The following is an 18,864-nucleotide window of genomic DNA, read 5'->3' as shown; positions in this document are numbered from 1 at the left end:
TCTGGGTCACCTCTCCCCTGAAGTTCCCGCCTCTTTGCATCATTTCTCGTGGGATTGAGCGGTTTTTGCGATTCACCTGGGTCATTTTTCCCAGATGAGTCAGATTCAACCCATGAGCTGAATTGACGGCTGGTTTTTCAGTAGCGGCGAAATTTGAGTGTGCGATTTACCTCCGATTCCGGAAAAACCAGTGAAATTGCAGCACTTTATTTGGAAGGCTTTGACGCCGATAAAATAATGCGCTAGCTACACAAAGAATTGAGGGGCGCGGGAGGGTGAAGGCTGACCCGGAACGTCAGCCCGCAGAGCCGGGGGGACAAACGAACGAGCAGCCTGTAAGTCCACGGGCCGTTTCGAACGACAGTTCAGTTTGGGGAGCGAGCGCAATGAACCGGGTTCTGGAGCAGCTGAAAGAGAAGCAGCAGACCTTCGCCGGTTCGGCGTTCGTGGCTTTTCTCCAGGACTCACGTCACGCTCCCCAGGATCGTCTCAGCTTCCTGCCTTGCGTCACCCCGTTGGTGATGGGGATGGCGGAGCTGGGCAGCAAGCTGCTGGGCGAGGACTGCGACCCCGTGACGCGGCGCACCGCCGAGGCCCGCAACTGGGTGCTGTTCCGCAAGGATCTCCAGGCGCTCGAGCTGGACACCGCCGCCGACCTCAGCGGGATGCTGCAGCTGGTGTGGGGCGAGGACAGCAGCGAGGCGCGCCGCGCCCTGTACGGGCTGACGAAGATGGCCGCCGAGGCCAGCCCCATCAAGCGCCAGGTGCTGATGATGACGCTGGACGCGGTGAGCCGCGTGGCGTTGACCGCCCTGGAGCACGTGGCCCGCGAGGTGAAGTCCAGCTGCGGCAAGACGCTGGGCTGCTTCAATGCCCTGCACACCCTGCTGGATGTCGGGCCGTGGGCGGTTGGCGCGGTGGAGCTCGATCTTCTGCCCGAAATGGAGCAGGAGGCCTTGGAGATGGTCGATGAGGTGTTCACCCTCATTGGCGATATGGCCGATCAGCTTCAGGGGTACGCCGAGCGCAAGATCGAGGTTCGCGATCAGCAGTTCCGCTGGGAGCTGCTGAAGACGGAGGTGGAGCAGACCTCCGCTCAGTCGTTCCAGGAGTTCGGCAACTCGCGCATCCAGGCCCTGTGCCAGTCGGTGGGCTTCGGCGCCTCGGACACGCAGCTGGTGCAGCGCTTCTTCAACTTCATGAGCAGCTCCTGGGGTGAGCGCCGCATCGGCGAGACGCCCCCCTGGAAGTGCGACGTCACCGACGACCACACCCCGTACGAGCTCTCCCTGGCGCTGGAGGGCAGCCGCCCGGAGATCCGCTTCCTGATCGAGACCCAGCGCCCCGACGGCCCCACCACGCTGCAGTCGAGCTGGGACGATGGGCTGGCGCTCAATGATCGGCTCAACCAGGAGTTCGGCGTCCCGCTGGAGCGCTTCAACCTGGTGAAGGACCTGTTCGAGCCCCGCGTACCCACCGCGCGCTTCTCGCTGTGGCACGCCTTCTGCCTCAAGCCCAACGGGCAGCCCGAGCTCAAGGTGTACCTCAACCCGAAGGCGCGCGGCCCCGAGCACTCCAAGGCCCTGGTGAAGGAGGCCCTCACCCGGCTGGGCTTCACCAACGCCTGGCGCTTCCTCTCCGAGGTGGCGATGCGCCGCGGGGGCAAGGACCAGCTCATCTACTTCTCGCTGGACATGGCTGGCCAGGCCGCCGCCCGCGTGAAGATCTACATCGCCCACACCGACGCCACCGCCGACGACATCGAGGCGGTCATGTCCCAGGCCAAGGAGTACGTGCCGGGCGAGGCGCAGGCCTTCTGCCAGAAGCTGCAGAAGGAGGGTCGCTTCCAGGCGCCGCGCTCCACGCTCACGTGCCTGGCGTTCACCTCGGATGACGACGTGCGGCCCTACAGCGTCACGCTGCACTGCCCCATCCGCTGCTACGTCGAGAACGACCAGGAGTCGATGAAGCGCATCCGCAACGTGCTGGCTCCGCAGAGCTACACGGTGCTCGACAGCGCGGTGAACGCCCTGTGCCGCCGGCCGCTGGAGTCGGCGGTGGGCCTCATCCAGTGGGCCTCGATGCGGCGCGAGGGCGGCAAGGTGCGGGCGACCTTCTACCTGGCCACCGAGGCCTACGGAATCGTGGTGCCCCGCGCCGTGGAGACGCAGCGCCCCGCGGGCATCTCCCTGATGAGCGCCTGATCCGCGCTTGTCTTTCGGCCATCCCCTGGGCTGAATGCCCTCCATGACATTCCTCCGTTTCTCCGACGAGGTGCGCCGCGCGCTGGATGCGAAGGCGCCGTTGGTCGCGCTCGAGACGAGCGTGGTGGCCCAAGGCCTGCCGTACCCGGACAACCTCGGAGCCGCGCGCGCCTGTGAGGAGGCCGTGCGCCGCGCCGGTGCCGTGCCCGCGCCCATCGCCGTGGTGGATGGCGAGGTGTGGATCGGCCTGGAGGAGAGCGCCATGCGCCGCCTCGCCGAGGGCAAGGAGCGGCTGATGAAGCTCGGCTCGCGCGATCTGCCCGTGGCCATGGCCCTGAAGGCCAGCGGGGGCACCACCGTGAGCGCCACCTGCGAGCTGGCCGCCGCCGCTGGCATCCGCGTCTTCGCCACCGGAGGCCTGGGCGGCGTACACCGGGGCGTCAGCGAGCACTGGGACATCTCCCAGGACATCGGCGCGCTGGCCCGCTACCCCGTGGCCGTGGTGTGCGCCGGGGCCAAGTCCGTGCTGGATCTCCCCAAGACGATGGAGTCGCTGGAGACCGCGGGCGTGCCCGTCATCGGCGTGGGCACGAACGAGCTGCCGTCCTTCTACAGCCGCGGTTCGGGCCTGCCCCTGGAGCACCGGGTCGATGACGTCGACACGGCCGCCCGCATCGTCCACGCTCGGCTCCGGCTGGGGCAGGGGGGCATGGTGTTCGCGCTCCCTCCGCCCGAGGACGTGGCCCTGCCGCGCGCGGACGTGGAGCTGCACATCGCCTCCGCGCTCGCCGAGGCGGATCGCCAGGGCATTCGCGGCAAGGCCGTCACCCCGTTCCTGCTCGCGGACATGGCCAAGCGCACCGGGGGCAAGACGCTCAAGGTCAACCTGGCGCTGCTCACGAACAACTCCCGGTTCGCCGGTGAGCTGGCCGTGGCGCTCGCCAGGGGCTGATCAGCCACACTGTCGCTCCTGCTCCCAGCGTTCCCCTTGTGATCCTGGGTGGGCGAGGGTGGTTCAGGCTGATCATGATGCAAGCGTGTGGGGGGGCAAGGCGTAGGCTCCGGACTCAGGCGCGGTGCCTTCCGCCCGCTCCTGCTGGAACAGGGCCTTTATGACATTCATCTTCCGCAAGGAGTTTGTCTCCCCTCCCCAGACCCCGGATACCTCGGGTGCCTCTGAGACCGAGGAGGCGAGCGCACCGCCTCCACCGCCGCCGCCGCCTCCTCCTCCCGAGGAGGAGCCGCTGGCCGATGCCTTCGAGGAGGCCTCGCGGATGCTGCTCCGGGCGCGCAATCGGCTGCGCCCCCAGGACGCTGGCCAGGACTCGTTCACGGCGGCGCGGTCGGATGGGGCCAGCGCGGCCACGAAGACGGCGCAGGCCACTGGCGGCTCTACCGCTGCCACGCCCGAGGCTCGCGCCACCGAGGACATTGCCCGCGCGAAGAAGGCGGGCGCTCCAGACAGCCCGGAGGGGGCTCGCGCCATCCTCGCCGATCTGGAACGCAACAAAGCGGACCCGGCCTATGTCGCCGCCTACGTCTCCCAGTTGAAGCAGAACGAGCTCGGGGATCCGCTCGGCGTGTCCTCCACCGCGCTGGACCGGCTCGTGAAGGCCGTGTTCGCCGAGAGCTCGGCGCTCGTGAAGTTCACGGACAAGGAGCGCAACACGGTGATGGGCGCGCTCGGCACCGCGCGCACCCAGGGCACGCTGCATGACGTGGAGATCGCCAACCGCCTCTCCAAAGGCAAAGGCTCGGGCTCGAATGATCCCGCCAAGATCGCCGAGCAGGCCGCGTGGGGCAAGGTGGCCCAGCGCATGGGCATCGACCCGGCCAAGGTGTACGCGCGGCTCGACAAGGCCGTGAAGGACGTGGGCGCCGCGCGCGCCGAGCTGAGCCAGGCCCAGGGCGCCGTCCAGGCGCTCAACGAGAAGCTGGGCGAGGAGCTCTCCACCTTCGGCACCGCGCTCACGGACGAGCAGCGGGTGGCCTACATCAACGCGTTCCGCAGCGATCCGGCCAACAAGAAGGTGTACGCGAACGAGACGGCTGCGCTGAACAAGCTCGCGGGGTTGATGACGACGAATGGCTCCGATTTGGTGGCCGCCGCCACGTACCGGGGCGCCAGTGAGCCCGTCGCCCAGGCGATGCGCGTGCTCGCTGACTCGCCCCAGGCGGATGTGGCGCTGAAGCTGGGCCAGACCATCCGTGCCACGCCCCAGACACGCGCCGCCTTCTCTTCGTACGATCTGCAGAACACCGTCTTCGCCCCCGCGCTGCCGCACGTCGGCGCGAAGATCGCGATGACCACCGACCCGAAGGCCGCCGAGGCCGAGCTGCGCTCGCTGGTCGATCCCTGGAAGGGGCTCATCGACTCGCAGTTCGACATCAACTCGGGCGTGAGCGCCATCGTCGAGGCTCGCAAGGGCAACACCACGGCGCTGACCCGCTTCGTCAACAGCCCGGGCTTCAAGAACCTCAAGACGGCCTGGGCGGGGCTCGGCGCGCTCTACGCGTTCACCGCCATCCCCGGCGCCAAGGGTGAGGCGGCGCTCAAGTCCTTCCTGGACACCACCAAGAACAGCATGGACGTCACCGCCGGCTTCCTGGAGGCCGCCTCCCGGCGGGGCCGCTACCTGTCCGCCGAGTCCGCCTCGAAGTTCGGCCAGTTCGCCGGGCGCCTCGGCGGAGCCATCGGCGTGGCCACGGGCGTCCTCTCCTTCCGCTCCCACCTGGACGCGCCCGAGGGCCGGGGCAAGTACCTCGCGCTCTTCGGAGACACCGTGGGCATGCTGGGCTCGGCCGTCGCCGTCGTCTCCACCGGCGGCTGGGGGCCCCTGATGGTGGGCATCGGCGCGGGCCTGGCGGCGCTCGGGGACATGCTCATCAACTCCCAGCAGCGCAAGGCGGAGCTCCAGGCCGCGCAGGACAAGCACCTGCTGGCCGCCGGCATCAAGGACCCCGCGGTCCGCAAGAGCCTCATCAACGCCGACCCGCAGCGCATCCTCGAACTCACCCAGGGGCCCGGCGAGGGGCTCGGGATGTCGCCGGAGCGCCTGCAGCTCCTCGCCCGCAAGCACGGGGAGCTCTTCTCGGGAGACCCCGCGCTCCGACTGGAGCCGCTCATCTCCGCGCGCGAGATGTTCGGCATGAGCGGCGAGGAGATCTCCACGCTGTTCGATCGCGTGGAGACGCTCGGCTCGGAGCCCATGGACGGCATCAACCTGCTGACCTACACGCTCGGCCGGCTCCACTTCTCGCGCAAGGAGGACCTGCTGCCGGCCCTGAAGAACTACCTGGCCGAGTACACCGAGCCCGGCTCCAAGGACCGCAAGATGCTCCAGGCCGCCGTGAACTACCTGGAGCAGGAGATGCCCGCCGAGCGCAACCAGGGCTCGCAGCGGGTGAAGCCCAACTAGCGCTTGCGCGAGAACCAGGCCATCAACGACTCGAGGGCCTTGCGGTCCTCGTCGTCGAAGGTGGCCTTGTGCTCCGAGTCGATGTCCAGGACCGCGATCAGCTCGCGGTTCTGCCCGAACACTGGCACGACGATCTCCGAGGCCGAGCGTCCGTCACAGGCGATGTGGCCCGGGAAGGCATGCACGTCGGGCACCACCACCGTCTCGCGCGTGGCCGCGGCGGTGCCGCACACGCCCCTGCCGAATTTGATCTCCAGGCAGCCCAGCGTCCCCTGGTAGGGGCCCACTCGCAGCAGCTTGCCCGGCTCCACCACCCGGTAGAACCCCGTCCACAGGTGACCGAAGGCAAAGTGCAGCAGGCAGCTCATCGTCGACATCGCGGCGATCTCGTCGTCGAGGCCCTCCAGCACCGCTTCGACGTGCTTGTGGAGCTCGGCGTACGCTTCGGCCTTGGGCCTTCCGCGCAGATCCAGGGTCACTTCGGCCATGGGTGGCAGTCCTCGATACCGGGGGGCCTCCTTTTACATGAAAACCCCTCTCGGAAAAGTCAGCCCGGGGGGGTGGTGGCAGACACCGGAGCGGGGGCTGGCTTCTCGGCGGCAGGCGCCTTGTCCGCCGCTGGCTTGCGCCCCAGCCCGTAGCGCTGCGCCGCCGACTCCAGGATGCGGCCCACCAGCTGGGTGTAGGACAGGCCCTTCTCCCGGGCCGCCAGCGCCAGCTCGCTCTTGTCCTCCAGGTACGGGTTGGGGTTCACCTCGAGGATGTACGGATCGCCCTCCGAGGAGATGCGCAGGTCGATTCGGGCGTAGTCCTGCAGCTTGAGCCCCCGGTAGGCCAGCAGCGCGGCCCGCTCGACGCGCTGGCGCAGCTCGGGGGTGATGTTGCGAGCGATCATCAGCTTGGGCGAGCCCTCCGTCTCCGGGCCGAACTTCACCTCGCGATCGGAGATGGTCGGCTTCTTGGGGTCCCAGTTGCCGAAGTCCAGCTCCACGATGGGGAGGATCTCCGGCATCTCCTTGGTGCCAATCACGCCCACGTACACCTCGCGCCCCTCGATGAACTCCTCGGCGAGCGCCTCGTCCCCCAGCTCCTTGCGGATCTCCTGCACCCGCTTCGTCAGGTCCTCCCAGGTGCGCACCAGCGACTTCTTCCCGATGCCGATCGAGGCGTCGCTCCGGGCCGGTTTGACGATGAGTGGGAACTCGAGATCGCCGTTGGTCTCCACGGTGACGCCGTCGAAGGTGGCGAAGTCCGGGGTGGGGATCTCGTGGTATTCCAGGAGCTGCTTGGTGAGGATCTTGTCCTGGGCCAGCAGCAGGCCCGCGGTGCCCGAGCCGGTGAACTTCACCCGCCCCAGCTCCATCAGCGCCGCGACGTTCACCTCCATCCGGTAGTCCTCGGCGAACGTCTCGCAGAGGTTGAACACCAGGTCGCACTTCGAGCTTTCGATCTTCTCGAGGATGTCGAAGACGCGATCGCTCACGGCGATGGTGGTGGACTCGTGCCCCAATTCCCGGAGCGAGTCACCCACCTGGGTGACCACGGGATCGATGGTCTCTCCCTCCGGGAGGTAGTGCAGGATGGCGATCTTCAAGGGCTGGAGCGTGGCCATGACAAGCCAAGTGTAAGCCTTGGTTCCGTCCAGCGCACCCCGGGACCGAACATCGCCCGCGCTTCAGTCCACCTCGAAGAAGCGGTCCGTGTAGAGGTAGTTCATCGCCAGCGCCGTCACCAATGAGGTGAGCTTGGTGAGGTACTCGCGCGTCTTGTCCAGGTGGATGGTGAGGCGCAGCGCGGTGGCGCGATCCACGAGGTGGTCCACCAGCGCGCGCACCATGGGGGCGCCCACGCCGCTGTACTGGGTGACGGCCTGGATGAGGGACTGGCGCTCGGCGCGCACCAGCGTCTCGGCGCTCGCCGGCGCCGCGTCCGCCGGCTCGAAGAGGCCCAGCAGCTCCTGGTCCAGGTGGTCTCGCAGCGACAGCTCCACGCGCTCCTCGAGCTGGCGCTGGCGGTAGTGGTCGAGGACCGTCTCCTCCATGTCCTCCACGTCGAGATCCCGGTCGGCGAGCTGCACCAGCTGCGGCGTGCGGCCCAGGCGCTTGAGGATCTCGTCCACGTAGTGGAGCTTCTTGAGCGCGCCCCAGCCCGCGTAGCGCTTGGCCCAGTCCATTCCCGGCGTGAGCCACACCGCGAACGTCTCCGCGAAGTCCTCGTCCGGGTGCTTCTGCGCGTACCAGCCGGAGATGTGCACCACGTACTTGCGGCTGAACGGCCGCGGCTTGTAGTCGTCGTGGTAGGGCTTGGAGTAGTCGCCGAAGATCTTCCGCCACTCCTCGGTGTCATAGAGGCGGTAGGCGTAGTTGAACGCGTGCCCGGCTTCGTGGCGCAGGTACATGAGGATCTCGCGCTCCGTCTCCGCGTCGCCGCCCAGCTCCGCCTCCAGCGTGTGCAGCCGAGGGTCCGCCAGGTAGAAGGGCAGGCCGATGACCGGCACCCCCGAGGGGCAGCCCCACTGATCCGACAGGTAGCACTCGGGCCGGAAGGAGATGCCCTTGGCCTCCAGCTCGCCGTAGAGCTGCTGGATGTGCCGCTCCAGGGCCGTGCCCTTCAGGTGGAGCTTGAGATCCTTGATGCGCGCTTGGAGCAGCGCCTCGCGCTCCGGACGGCGTGGCGAGTCGGCCGCCTCGTGCGGATCGGTGATGGTCTTTTCGCGGAAGGTGATCTGGGAAGGCGAGAGCATCGGGTCCCCGGGCCCTCCGAGTGTAACGGCGAGGGCTCAGGGGTAAATTGGCTCGCTTCCTCCCATGTGCAAACGCCCGAAATCCTTGGGCATTTTGCGCTCAAACGACCTCGTCGTGCAGCTGAGCGACCAGGCGGGAGAGGGCCCGGCGCCCGGCTCGGACTACTCGAAGATGGTGATGTCCGACTTGTCGCCGCCGCCCTGCTTGGGGGGCTTGGGCTTGCTTGGGGTGGCGGTGCGCACGGGCGACAGCGGCACGTCCACCACCACGGAGTTGTCCGCCACGGAGCCGAGGTTCAACGGCCGCTCCGCGTCCTGGTAGCCCTGGAGTTGGAGCTTCAGCTTGTGCGTCTTGTCGCGCGAGAGCACCAGCGAGGTGGGCGTGGTGCCGATCTGCGTGCCCTCCTCGTTGAAGATGCCGGCGCCCGAAGGGGAGGAGTTGATCTTCACCGCCACGGTCGGGCTGATGGTCGGCGCCGAGGGCTGCGGCGTCTCGGGGGGAGGCTTCGTCGGAGCCGGCCGCACGGGCTGCTCGCGAGGGACCTCCACCACCTGCGTGGGCGTCGTCGCGGTGGACTCGGAGCCACCCGGCCTCAGGACCACCACCGCGCCGCCCCCGAGGAGCAGGAGCAGGGCGCCGCCGATGATCCCCGCCTTCATGCCGGTGGACATGCCGGCGGGAGGCTCGGGCGGCGGCGGTGCCGGAGGAGGAGGGGCGGGGGCGCGCTGGGAGGTCCCGCCGCTGGCGCGGGGCCGGCTGGCGGAAGGAGCGCTGCCCACGGCGCTCCGGGAGACGATGACGTTGGAGGGCGCGCTGCGGTTGGAGTTGGCCGAGGCCTTCGAGGGCCGTGCGCTGCTGGCGCTGCCGGGGCTCTTGCGCGCGCCGGACACACCGCTGGGCCGGCTGCCACTGCCGCCCTCGCGCGCGGTAGCCCCACCCGAGGGCCGCGCGTCCATCTGCTCGGGCGACAGGTCCGCCACCGCGTCCAGCATCGCGTCGATGAACTCCTCGGCCGACTGGAAGCGGTCCTCCTTCTCGCGCGCGAGGCCCTTCTGCATGAAGGCATCGAGCTCGGCGGACACCGGGGCGCCCTGGCGCTTGCTGTTGACCGGCGGCACCGTCTGCGTGAGCGCGGCGGTCAGCGCCTTGCGCACCGTGTTGGCGCCGTAGGGCGAGGTGCCGGTGAGGCAGTAGTAGAGGACGCCCGTCAGCGAGTACAGGTCCGAGCGCTGATCCACGACTTCACCGCCGGCCTGCTCGGGCGGCATGTACTGCGGCGTGCCGAGCACCTGGCCGGTGGAGGTGAGCTGCTCTTCCTCCTCCTGCTCCAGGGCCTTCACCAGGCCGAAGTCCAGCACCTTGACGAAGTCCTTCCCGTCGAGCTGCTGCACCATGATGTTGTGCGGCTTGAGGTCGCGGTGGACGCAGTTCTCTGCGTGGGCGTGCGCCAGCCCGCGCGCGGCCTGCTCCATGATGTTCACCGCGCGGCGCAGGGACATGGGCCCGTCGCGCTTGACGATCTCCTTGAGGCTCTCGCCCTCCAGGAGCTCCATCACGTAGTAGCAGGTGTTGTCCTGGGCGCGGCCGAAGTCATAGATGGTGATGACGTTGGGGTGGCGCAGGCGGCTGGCGACCTCGGCCTCGCGGCGGAAGCGCTCGAAGAAGGTGGGCGCGGCGGCCAGCGCCGGGTTGAGCGTCTTGACGGCCACCGGGCGCTGCACGGAGGTCTGCGTGGCGCGGAAGACCATGCCCATGCCGCCCTGGCCGAGCACACTTTCGATCTTGTAGCGGCCATCGAGCACCGTGCCCAGCAGCGCCAGGCTGGCGCCGCCGCACAGGTGATCGACTCCGTCGGTGCTTCCACAGTGAGGACAGGGGGAGGCCATTGGGGCCGGAGTATAGGCAACCGGCGCGCGAGGCCCAAAGGGGGAGGTGGGGAAGGGAGCGAGCAAGCAGGCATTCTGGACGTTCCCGAAGGCCTTCAGGGCTGTTACACCCCGCACCCGCCATGAGCCTCCTCATCGCCCAGGATGTCTGCCTCGCCTACGGCAAGAAGGTCCTCTTCGACGACGCCAGCTTCACCCTCGGTCCCAAGGACCGGGTGGGACTGGTGGGCGCCAACGGGACCGGTAAGAGCTCGTTGATGAAGATCGTCGCGGGCGTGCAGCACGCCGACTCGGGGACGCTCACCTTCGCCCGAGGGGCCCGGGTGGGTTACCTGCCCCAGGAGCTGGCGGGCCTGCCCTCCGGCACCGTGGTGGAGGCGGTGATGAGCACCGTGCCTGGCCGCGACGCGCTAGAGGCCCGGCTCAAGGGCACCGAGAAGGAGCTGGCCGAGGCCCCGGACGAGGAGACCCAGCTGGAGCTGTCCCAGGAGCTGGCGGACCTGCACACGGAGCTGGACCACTTCGAGGAGCACTACGGCCGGCACCACGCCGAGCGCATCCTCAAGGGCCTGGGCTTCCGGGAGGCGGACCTGGCCAAGCCCACGGGGGCGCTTTCGGGCGGCTGGCGCATGCGCGCGGCGCTGGCGGGGCTGCTGCTCCAGGATCCGGACCTGTTGCTGCTGGACGAGCCCACCAACCACCTGGACGTACCCACGCTCACGTGGTTCGACGAGTTCCTGCGCCGGTCGAACAAGGCGCTGATCCTCATCTCGCACGACCGGGAGTTCCTCAACCGGCAGGTGAAGCGGGTGCTGTCGCTGGAGATCGAAGGGCTGCGCACGTACGTGGGCAACTACGACTCCTACAAGCGCCAGCGCGCCGACGAGATGGAGCAGCTCAAGGCCCGCGCCGCCAAGGTGGAGGCCCGTCGCGCCGAGCTGCAGGCCTTCATCGACCGGTTCGGCGCCAAGGCGACCAAGGCCCGGCAGGCGCAGAGCCGCGCGAAGATGCTGGAGAAGCTGGAGGAGGTCCACCTGCTGGAGGAGCGCTCCACGGTGCATTTCCGCTTCCCGGAGGTGGAGCGCTCGGGCCGGGACGTGGCGATGCTGGAGGGCATCCGCAAGAGCTACGGCAGCCACGTGGTGTATTCGGGGCTGGAGGCGCGGGTGGAGCGGGGCCAGCGCATCGCGGTGATTGGCGCCAACGGCGCGGGCAAGACGACGCTCCTGAAGATCCTCGCGGGCGAGCTGGCGCCGGACAGTGGCGAGGTGAAGCTGGGGCACAACGTGGTGATGGGCTACTACGCGCAGCACCACGCGGACACGCTCGACAAGCGCAACACCATCCTCGAGGAGGTGATGCCGCTGGCGGCCGACAAACCGCAGAGCTACGTGCGCGGGGTGCTGGGCGCGTTCCTCTTCTCGGGGGATGACGTGGACAAGCCCATCGGCGTGCTGTCGGGCGGTGAGCGGGCGCGCGTGGCGCTGGCGAAGCTGCTGCTGCGGCCCTCGAACTTCCTGCTGATGGACGAGCCCACCAACCACCTGGATCTCGACTCGTCCGAGATGCTCATCGAGGCGCTGCAGCAGTACGGCGGCACGCTGCTGTTCGTCTCGCACAACCGCGCGTTCGTGAACGGGCTGGCCACGCAGGTGTGGGACGTGCTGGACGGCAAGGTGGTGCCGTACTCGGGCAACCTGGACGAGTACCTGTACCACCAGGAGCAGCAGCGCCTGGCGGCGGAGGCGGCGGGGGCAGGGGAGCGGGCCAAGGCGGGCGGCGACAAAGCCGCCACGGCCGCGATGAGCGAGAAGGATCGCAAGCGGGTGGAGGCCGAGGCCCGCCAGCGCCGCAGCACCGTCGAGGGGCCGATCAAGAAGGAGATCGCCCGGATTGAAGAGCGGATCGCCAAGTTGGAGGCGGAGCAGAAGACGCGCGAGGCCCAGCTGGCCGACCCGGACCTCTATAACGACTTCGCGCGGGCCAAGCCGCTGATGGACACGCACCGCGCCGGCAAGGAAGAGCTGGAGACGCTCTATATGGAGTGGGAGGCGGCCCAGGAGAAGCTCGCGGCGGCCGCCGCCACGCTGGGAGCCTGAGAAAGCGCCGAGGCACCTCCCGCGCTGCCTTGCGAGAGGTGCCTCCGGTCTTCACGGCTGTGTCAGCTCATCCGATCAGTGGATCTGGATGTTGCCGCCGAGGATGGGCCCTTCGCCCGTCTCCAGGGCGCCGTCGATCCACAGCTTGAACACGTCCGAGGTGCCCGGCTCGCCGTTGTCCTCCACGTAGGCGGTGAAGGCGCGGCCATCGGTGCCCAGCCCCGAGAACCAGCCCTGCCGCTTGTCGGCGGAGACGCCCAGCACCGTCATCGTCCGCGCGTGGAACGAGGTAGTGTCGTTCTGGAACTGCAGCTCGCCCTTGATCGGGCTTCCGTTCTTCAGCATCACGTTGAAGCCGCCACGGGAGTGGTTGGCGAAGCGCAGGCCGCCACCGGTGATCTTCCCGTTGGACTGGATGACCGTGAGCGTGCAGGTGGCCTCGGCCGCCGCGTAGTGCGAGTCGCCCGCGAAGGAGACGGTGATCGTGTGGCTGCCCGGCGACAGCTCGCTCGGGCTCTGCACACCGGCCAGGCCCAGGTTGTCCGTGGAGGCCGAGCCGAGGCTTGTCGAAGCCCCGAGGCGGAAGGCCAGGCTCCTGCCGCCCAGCTGCGCGCCCGGCAGTCCATCCACGAACCGCGCACTCAGGGCCGCCGGGAAGCCGAACACCGTCGAGGTGCCCTCGCAGGTGACGGCGCCTGGCCGTTGCTGGACCGTGACCGTGGTGGACGCCAGGCCGGTGCCCGTGGAGCCGCCGTCCTTGTCCGCCACGCTCACCAGCGCCAGGTAGGTGCCCGGAGCCGCGTAGGCATGGGCCGCGAGCAGGCCCGAGGCCGTGCTGCCATCGCCCAAGGTCCACAGGGCGGTGAAGCCCGCCTGGGTGTCCGCGAAGCTCGGATCCGTGGCCGTGCCCACCAGGGTGACCGGCAGGCCCCAGTACAGCGGCGAGTCATGGGAGGCCGTCGCCGTGGGCGCCACGTTGTGGACCCACACCTGCGCGGTGTGCGCGGTGGTCCCGCCGTCCTCGTCCGTGATGGTGAAGGTCACCGTGTAGAGGCCGTTGTCGTCATAGACATGGGAGGCCGTGAAGGTGCCGTCGTAGCCCGTCGGATCGATCGGCTGAGGCTCCGAGCCATCGCCAAAGTCCGCGGTGATCGTCCAGGCGTCCTGTCCCGGATCCCTGATCTGGCCATGGGCGGTGTACACGGCGCCCTCGGAGACCTCGCTGCTCTGCGAGAAGTCCACCACGCTGGGCGCGACGTTGAGGACCTCCACGAGCACGGTGCGGGTGCCGACGCCGCCCTCATCATCCGTGATGGTGACCGTCAGCGGGTAGGTCCCGCTGTCCTGATACTCGTGGTAGACCCAGAGGTTGTCGCCATAGGCATCGAGGAGCGTCTCCACGGGCGAGCCATCGCCGTAATCGATCTGGGCTGACCAGTCGTCCCACCAGGTGGCCGGATCGAAGATGAAGAAGGTCGTGTAGAACGGGGTGCCCTCATCGATCGTGCCGCCCTCGGCGGTCACCACCGGGGCCACGTTGTGGACCACCACCTGGGTGCTGGTCGTCACCGTCGCCTCGTCATCCTGGATCATGACGGTGACCGTGTAGACGCCGTCCTCCGGATAGGTGAAGGCCAGCGTGTAGCCGTTGCCCTCGCGCTGCACCGGCTCCCAGCCGCCGCCGCCGTAGTCCACCCAGATGGACCAGTCGGACTCCTGGCCCACGTCGGTGAAGGTGCCCGAGGTGACGAACGTCCCGCCCTCGGGAATCTCCCCGCCCTCCAGGGGACTCAGCTCGGGGGCCACGTTGTGGACCCTCACGTTCATGGAGGCCCAGCCCCATCCCCCGTCGCTGTCCTGGATGTAGAGGTTCACCCAGTACCAGCCGCTGTTGGCGTAGACGTGCTCCAGGGTGAAGGACTTGCCGTCCAGCCCCACGGGCTGCCAGTCCGTGCCGTCGCCGTAGTCCACCATGCCCGTCCAGCTCTCCACGCCCGGATCGGTGAAGGTGCCCTCGAGCCGCACCGTGCTGCCCTCGATGCTCTCCGCGAACTCAGGGAGGGTCACCTGGGGATCGCGGTTCTGGACGTAGGCCCAGGTCGTGGTGGAGTCCTGGCCGCCCTCGTCATCCGTGACGGTGATCGTCACGGGGTACCAGCCGCTGTTGGCGTACACATGGGTCAGGTCGAAGTCGGTCTGGTTGAAGACCTCCAGTGTCTGGGGCTCGGTGCCATCGCCCCAGTCCACCGTGGCCATCCACGTGTCCTGGTACCCCTGATCGTAGAGGTAGCCCCAGAGGGTGGTGGGGCCGCCCTCCTCGCCATAGCCTTCGGTGGCGTACACCCAGGGCGCCACGTTTCGGACGACTATGGGTACGGTGGCGGTCCCCACGCCTCCCGAGCTGTCGGTGACGGTGACGGTCACCTGGTAGGTGCCGCTGTCGGCGTAGAGGTGCGCATTCCAGAACTCGTGGTTCCAGGCCTCCATGGGCTGCTCCCCGGTGCCATCGCCCCAGTCCACGGTGAGCGTGAAGGTGTCATCCCAGGCCGGGTCGAAGAAGAAGCCCCTGAGTTCCGAATACCAGCCCTCGTCCACGTGGAACCCCGACAGATCGACGATGATGGGCGCCACGTTGTGGACCACCACCGGGAGCTCGACCGTCGTAGAGCCGCCATCCTCATCCTGGAGCGTGATCTGGATCGGATAGGTGCCCGCTCGGCCGTAGACGTGCTCGAGGGGGAGCTGCCCGTCGTAGATCCACAGCGACTCGCCGTAGCCATCGCCCCAGTCCACCCAGGCCCACCAGGAGTCCGTGCCCGGATCGGTGATGGTGAGCGTCGCGGTGAGCACCTCTCCCTCCTGGGTCTCGAGGCTGGGCAGGTTCACGAACACCGGCGCGACGTTGCGCACGTTCACCAGCACCTCGACGGTGCCCTGGGCGCCGTCGTCATCCGTGATGAGGATCTGCACCTGGAAGAAGTCTTCCTCGGGAGGGGCCCAGGGGTTGTCGTCGAGGTACCGGTGGCTCAGGGTGAAGGTGCCGTTGGCGAACTCCAGCGGCTGCCAGCCCGTGTTGTCGCCATAGTCCACCATGGCGGTCCAGGAGTCGGCGCCCGGGTCCGTGAAGGTGCCCGAGGAGGTGAACACCTCGCCCTCATCGAGCTGCCCGCCGGTGGCGCTCACCTGGGGCATCACGTTGTTGACGTACACGACGACGGTGGCGGAGTCGGTGGCTCCCTCGCTGTCGGTCACCGTGAGCAGGAAGGTGTAGAGCCCGTCATCGCTCGCGGTGAAGCTCGGGGTAGTCGAGGTGGGGGAAGACAGCGTCACCTCCGGGCCCGTGCTGCTCAACAGGAGCCACTGGTAGGTGAGCGCCTGTCCGTCCGGATCGCTCGAGCCGCTGCCATCCAGCGTCACCGTGGAGCCCTCGGAGACCCGCTGGTCCGAGCCCGCGTTCGCCACGGGCGGCGGGTTGCTGGGCGACTCGACGGTGATGCTCACGGTGCAGTGGCTCGACTGGCCCAGTGAGTCCGTGACGGTGAAGCGCACCGGGAACGTGAGGCCCGCGGCCACCTCGGGGGCCACCCAGGAGAAGTGGGTAGCGATGCCACTGGGGCCCTGCAGCGGGAGGAACGGCTGCATGAACGCGTCCGAGGGAGCGCCACTGACGGAGAGCCTCAGCGTGTCCCCTGGAGTCGGATCCTGGGTGCCGATGGTGAAATGCACCTGCTGGCCCACGCTGAGGGTGTAGCTCGTCTGGGACGGAGGTACGCAGGTGGGCCCCGTGCCCCCGGAAGTGGCGATCCGCACCAGGAAGTCCACCGCGCTCGAGCCGATGAGCACGCCGTTGCGGCGCTCTTCGATGATGACCTGCACGGCCCACAACTGCCCCGGCGTCGTCCCCACCGTGTTCCAGCGCACCAGTCCCGTGCTGCTCACCGTCATGCCGGGAGGAGGGTTGTAGAGGGAGCTCTCGTCGTTGGTGGCCAGACGGAAGCTGAGCTGATCTCCCTCGGCGTCCGTAGCGGGAATCGGGAAGCTGAATCCCGATGTGTTGGACGGGGCGTCCACGACGGGCGACAGAGTGCTCACCGGTGAGCTGTTGGAGGGGCTGAAGCGCACCTGCGTCTGGACCCTGAAGCTGCTGCCCGGGTTGCTGAGGGTGGGAATGCGGCAGCAGCCATCGATGGAGGCCGTGAAGGGCCCGTCCGAGGCGTAGGTATGGGTGATGGGCCTGGGGGGCAGGGCTGCGATGACCCGGAGCTGGACGTACTGCTGGCCGGTGTTGGAGCTGAAGCCCGCCGCTCGGATGTAGTACGTGCCCGCGTCCAGGGTGATGGTGATGAGGGAGTTGAGCCCGCCGCCGCCATCGTCGTCAGCGGCCAGGAGCAACCCGGTGCTGTCGTACAGGTACAGATACGAGTCCCTCAGCGTCACCAGGGAGGTGCGCAGCTCGAGGCTCGTGCGCTGCGAGAGGGAGAAGCGGACATAGTCCGATTCTCCGGAGAGGCCGATGTTGCTGAAGTAGTCATCTCCCAACTGCATGAGGTTGGCGGTGGCCAGGGTGTTGTTGGGCTCGGTCTCCAACACGGTGACACCGGTGCCTGGCTGTCGCTGCGGCTGGTTGGAGGTGATCGCCCGGGCGATGACCCAGTCCTCCTCCACGCTGTGGCGGGTGACCTCGTACGTCAGCCCGACGCTGCAGGAGTTGTCGCCGAAGCACAGGGTCGTGTAGCCGGAGTACTCCACGAAGGTGTCGCCGGTGACGACGAGCCCGTCCGGGCCGCTGCCCGGGTAGACGCGGCGAAACGCGTTGATGATCGAGAACTCCGCCGTCCGCGGGCCCACCGTGCGCCACGTCAGGTGGCCGTAGCGGAAGGGCGAGTCGTGGTTGAGGACCTGCGGGCTATCCAGGGCTTGCTTTCGGGTGGACGGCGTGGGTGCGTCAACTGCGTCAGCTCCGGGTACATTGCAGCCCAGACACACCACGGCCAACAGCGCGAGGCCTCGCGCCGCGACAGTCATGCTCGACATATGTGGAAACTCCCCCTCTGTGGCCGTCGCTCGCGTCTGCGTGCGCTCAGCCATGAGACGGTTTCGTAACACATTCTCGTGAATTGATACGAGAAAATTCCGCTGTTGCTTGAGATGTGATTGATTCAAGCCAGGGAAAATCGCCAAAGACTCTCATCGTGAGAGATGTGAATTCACGGTAACCCCAGAGGGCTACGGCGGCGCGGAAGGGGTGAGGGCTACAGTGGGTCCATGCGCCACGAACCGCCGACCGCGTATGCGCGGGATCTTGCCTATGTGCATCATGACGCCTTCGGGCATTTGGCTCGTGACGCGGCGCCAGTGGTGCTGGGGGCGTTGCGGAGGGTCGGGCTCCGCCGCGGGCTGATCGTGGATCTCGGCTGTGGCAGCGGCATCCTCGCTCGCGCGCTGACGGAGGCGGGCTATGACGTGCTTGGCGTGGACCTCTCGCCGGACATGCTGCGCCTTGCCGCTCGGAACGCGCCCCGAGCCACCTTCCGGCGGGGCTCACTGCTCGACATGGACTTCCCGCCGTGTGTCGCCGTCACGGCCATCGGCGAGCCCTTCAACTACGTCTTCGATCCGAGGAGCACTCCCGCCGCGCTCTCCCGGCTGTTTCGCGGCATCCACGGGGCGCTCGAGCCCGGAGGTTTCCTCCTGAGTGACGTCGCCGGGCCTGGGCGGATCGGGCAGGGGCAGGTTCGGCAGACCTTCTGGGATCGCCCGGACTGGAACCTGTACCTGCGCGCCGAGGAGAACCGAGCGGGCACGCGCCTCACGCGCGACATCGTGCTCTTTCGCCGTATCGGCTCGCGCTACCGCCGCAGCGAGGAGCACCACACGCTGCGCCTGTACCCACCCGCGGCCATCACCGAGCGGCTGACGGGCGCGGGTTTCCAGGTGCGGCGCCTGCGTGGATACGTGCCTTCGCGCTTGAGGGACTCCTGGCCCGTGTACCTTGCCCGGAAGCCTCGGTAGGCAGCGCACCCTCGAACTCCAGGAGCCACTTCTTGGTGGGGAGTCCTCCGCCAAAGCCGGTGAGCGCGCCGTTGGAGCCGATCACGCGATGGCACGGCACGATGATCGGCAGGGGATTCTGCCCGTTGGCGAGCCCGACCGCGCGCACCGCCTTCGGGCGCCCGATGCGTGTCGCCATGCTGGCGTAGCTGGTCGTCTCGCCGAAGGGGATGCCGCTCAAGGCCCGCCAGACCTGCCGCTGGAACTCGGTGCCGTTCGGCGCGAGTGCCAGGTCCTCGAAGGTCTCTCGGCGGCCGGCGAAATACTCCTCGAGCGCCGTGCAGGCGGCGGAGAGGTGCGCACGGGCGCGCGCGGAGCCCTGGGCCGCCGGCAGCTCATTGGGGTCGATGGGGAAGAGCACGGCGACGAGGCCTTCAGGGCTCGCCGCGAGCCGCAACTCGCCGATGGGGGTATCGAGGCGCGTGGTGGCCAGTTCAGGGGTCATGCGGAGCTTCATACGT

At 68.2% G+C, this 18,864-nt stretch carries 11 protein-coding genes; 5 read left to right on the top strand and 6 right to left on the bottom strand.

Translation table 11 applies throughout. The features are described 5' to 3' along the window. Positions 1 to 386: 386 nt before the first annotated feature. From SYV04_RS29885 to SYV04_RS29875, 3 genes are all read left to right on the top strand, one after another. On the top strand, positions 387 to 2,204 hold the full coding sequence (locus tag SYV04_RS29885) for a tryptophan dimethylallyltransferase family protein (protein ID WP_321549368.1): 1,818 nt from the start codon (positions 387 to 389) through the stop codon (positions 2,202 to 2,204). A gap of 43 nt (positions 2,205 to 2,247) precedes the next feature. Further along, complete coding sequence (locus SYV04_RS29880) at positions 2,248 to 3,156, top strand: pseudouridine-5'-phosphate glycosidase (protein WP_321549367.1); 909 nt, start codon at positions 2,248 to 2,250, stop codon at positions 3,154 to 3,156. A gap of 160 nt (positions 3,157 to 3,316) precedes the next feature. Further along, complete coding sequence (locus tag SYV04_RS29875; RefSeq protein WP_321549366.1) at positions 3,317 to 5,623, top strand: hypothetical protein; 2,307 nt, start codon at positions 3,317 to 3,319, stop codon at positions 5,621 to 5,623. On the opposite strand, the gene SYV04_RS29870 is transcribed toward SYV04_RS29875, so the two are convergent. The 4 genes from SYV04_RS29870 to SYV04_RS29855 form a co-directional block, all read right to left on the bottom strand. Continuing rightward, complete coding sequence (locus SYV04_RS29870; RefSeq protein ID WP_321549365.1) at positions 5,620 to 6,111, bottom strand: GAF domain-containing protein; 492 nt, start codon at positions 6,109 to 6,111, stop codon at positions 5,620 to 5,622. The two genes, SYV04_RS29875 and SYV04_RS29870, sit on opposite strands and share 4 nt — an antisense overlap. 59 nt (positions 6,112 to 6,170) lie before the next feature. Then, complete coding sequence (locus tag SYV04_RS29865) at positions 6,171 to 7,235, bottom strand: D-alanine--D-alanine ligase family protein (protein ID WP_321549364.1); 1,065 nt, start codon at positions 7,233 to 7,235, stop codon at positions 6,171 to 6,173. Positions 7,236 to 7,298: 63 nt separating this feature from the next. Then, positions 7,299 to 8,366: a putative zinc-binding metallopeptidase gene (locus SYV04_RS29860; protein WP_321549363.1), complete on the bottom strand. Its 1,068-nt coding sequence runs from the start codon at positions 8,364 to 8,366 to the stop codon at positions 7,299 to 7,301. Between the two features lie 162 nt (positions 8,367 to 8,528). Then, positions 8,529 to 10,253 carry a serine/threonine protein kinase gene (locus SYV04_RS29855; protein WP_321549362.1) on the bottom strand — a complete coding sequence of 575 codons (1,725 nt, stop codon included), beginning with the start codon at positions 10,251 to 10,253 and terminating at the stop codon, positions 8,529 to 8,531. A gap of 122 nt (positions 10,254 to 10,375) precedes the next feature. Here SYV04_RS29855 and SYV04_RS29850 point away from each other — a divergent pair, with 122 nt between their 5' ends. After that, a complete protein-coding gene (locus SYV04_RS29850; RefSeq protein WP_321549361.1) occupies positions 10,376 to 12,352 on the top strand; it encodes an ABC-F family ATP-binding cassette domain-containing protein in 1,977 nt (658 codons plus the stop codon). 75 nt (positions 12,353 to 12,427) lie between these two features. Here the strand turns inward: SYV04_RS29850 and SYV04_RS29845 are convergent, their stop codons facing one another. Then, on the bottom strand, positions 12,428 to 17,386 hold the full coding sequence (locus tag SYV04_RS29845) for a PKD domain-containing protein (protein WP_321549360.1): 4,959 nt from the start codon (positions 17,384 to 17,386) through the stop codon (positions 12,428 to 12,430). Positions 17,387 to 17,617: 231 nt separating this feature from the next. On the opposite strand from SYV04_RS29845, the gene SYV04_RS29840 reads away from it, so the two are divergent. Beyond that, positions 17,618 to 18,364, top strand: a complete 747-nt coding sequence (locus tag SYV04_RS29840; RefSeq protein ID WP_321549359.1) for a class I SAM-dependent methyltransferase — start codon at positions 17,618 to 17,620, stop codon at positions 18,362 to 18,364. On the opposite strand, the gene SYV04_RS29835 is transcribed toward SYV04_RS29840, so the two are convergent. Then, positions 18,255 to 18,860 carry a methylated-DNA--[protein]-cysteine S-methyltransferase gene (locus SYV04_RS29835; protein ID WP_321549358.1) on the bottom strand — a complete coding sequence of 202 codons (606 nt, stop codon included), beginning with the start codon at positions 18,858 to 18,860 and terminating at the stop codon, positions 18,255 to 18,257. The two genes, SYV04_RS29840 and SYV04_RS29835, sit on opposite strands and share 110 nt — an antisense overlap. Positions 18,861 to 18,864: the final 4 nt, after the last annotated feature.

It is taken from the genome of Hyalangium ruber, assembly GCF_034259325.1.
Lineage (GTDB): Bacteria > Myxococcota > Myxococcia > Myxococcales > Myxococcaceae > Hyalangium_A > Hyalangium_A rubrum.
Note: the sequence above shows the minus strand (reverse complement) of the source record. Positions and strands in the feature narration are given on the sequence as shown.

What these genes read in the sequence shown, in the direction of transcription:
- SYV04_RS29885 (WP_321549368.1), top strand. Translation starts at nt 387, where the DNA reads ATGAACCGGGTTCTGGAGCAGCTGAAAGAGAAGCAGCAGACCTTCGCC.
- SYV04_RS29880 (WP_321549367.1), top strand. Translation starts at nt 2,248, where the DNA reads ATGACATTCCTCCGTTTCTCCGACGAGGTGCGCCGCGCGCTGGATGCG.
- SYV04_RS29875 (WP_321549366.1), top strand. Translation starts at nt 3,317, where the DNA reads ATGACATTCATCTTCCGCAAGGAGTTTGTCTCCCCTCCCCAGACCCCG.
- SYV04_RS29870 (WP_321549365.1), bottom strand. Translation starts at nt 6,111, where the DNA reads ATGGCCGAAGTGACCCTGGATCTGCGCGGAAGGCCCAAGGCCGAAGCG.
- SYV04_RS29865 (WP_321549364.1), bottom strand. Translation starts at nt 7,235, where the DNA reads ATGGCCACGCTCCAGCCCTTGAAGATCGCCATCCTGCACTACCTCCCG.
- SYV04_RS29860 (WP_321549363.1), bottom strand. Translation starts at nt 8,366, where the DNA reads ATGCTCTCGCCTTCCCAGATCACCTTCCGCGAAAAGACCATCACCGAT.
- SYV04_RS29855 (WP_321549362.1), bottom strand. Translation starts at nt 10,253, where the DNA reads ATGGCCTCCCCCTGTCCTCACTGTGGAAGCACCGACGGAGTCGATCAC.
- SYV04_RS29850 (WP_321549361.1), top strand. Translation starts at nt 10,376, where the DNA reads ATGAGCCTCCTCATCGCCCAGGATGTCTGCCTCGCCTACGGCAAGAAG.
- SYV04_RS29845 (WP_321549360.1), bottom strand. Translation starts at nt 17,386, where the DNA reads ATGTCGAGCATGACTGTCGCGGCGCGAGGCCTCGCGCTGTTGGCCGTG.
- SYV04_RS29840 (WP_321549359.1), top strand. Translation starts at nt 17,618, where the DNA reads ATGCGCCACGAACCGCCGACCGCGTATGCGCGGGATCTTGCCTATGTG.
- SYV04_RS29835 (WP_321549358.1), bottom strand. Translation starts at nt 18,860, where the DNA reads ATGAAGCTCCGCATGACCCCTGAACTGGCCACCACGCGCCTCGATACC.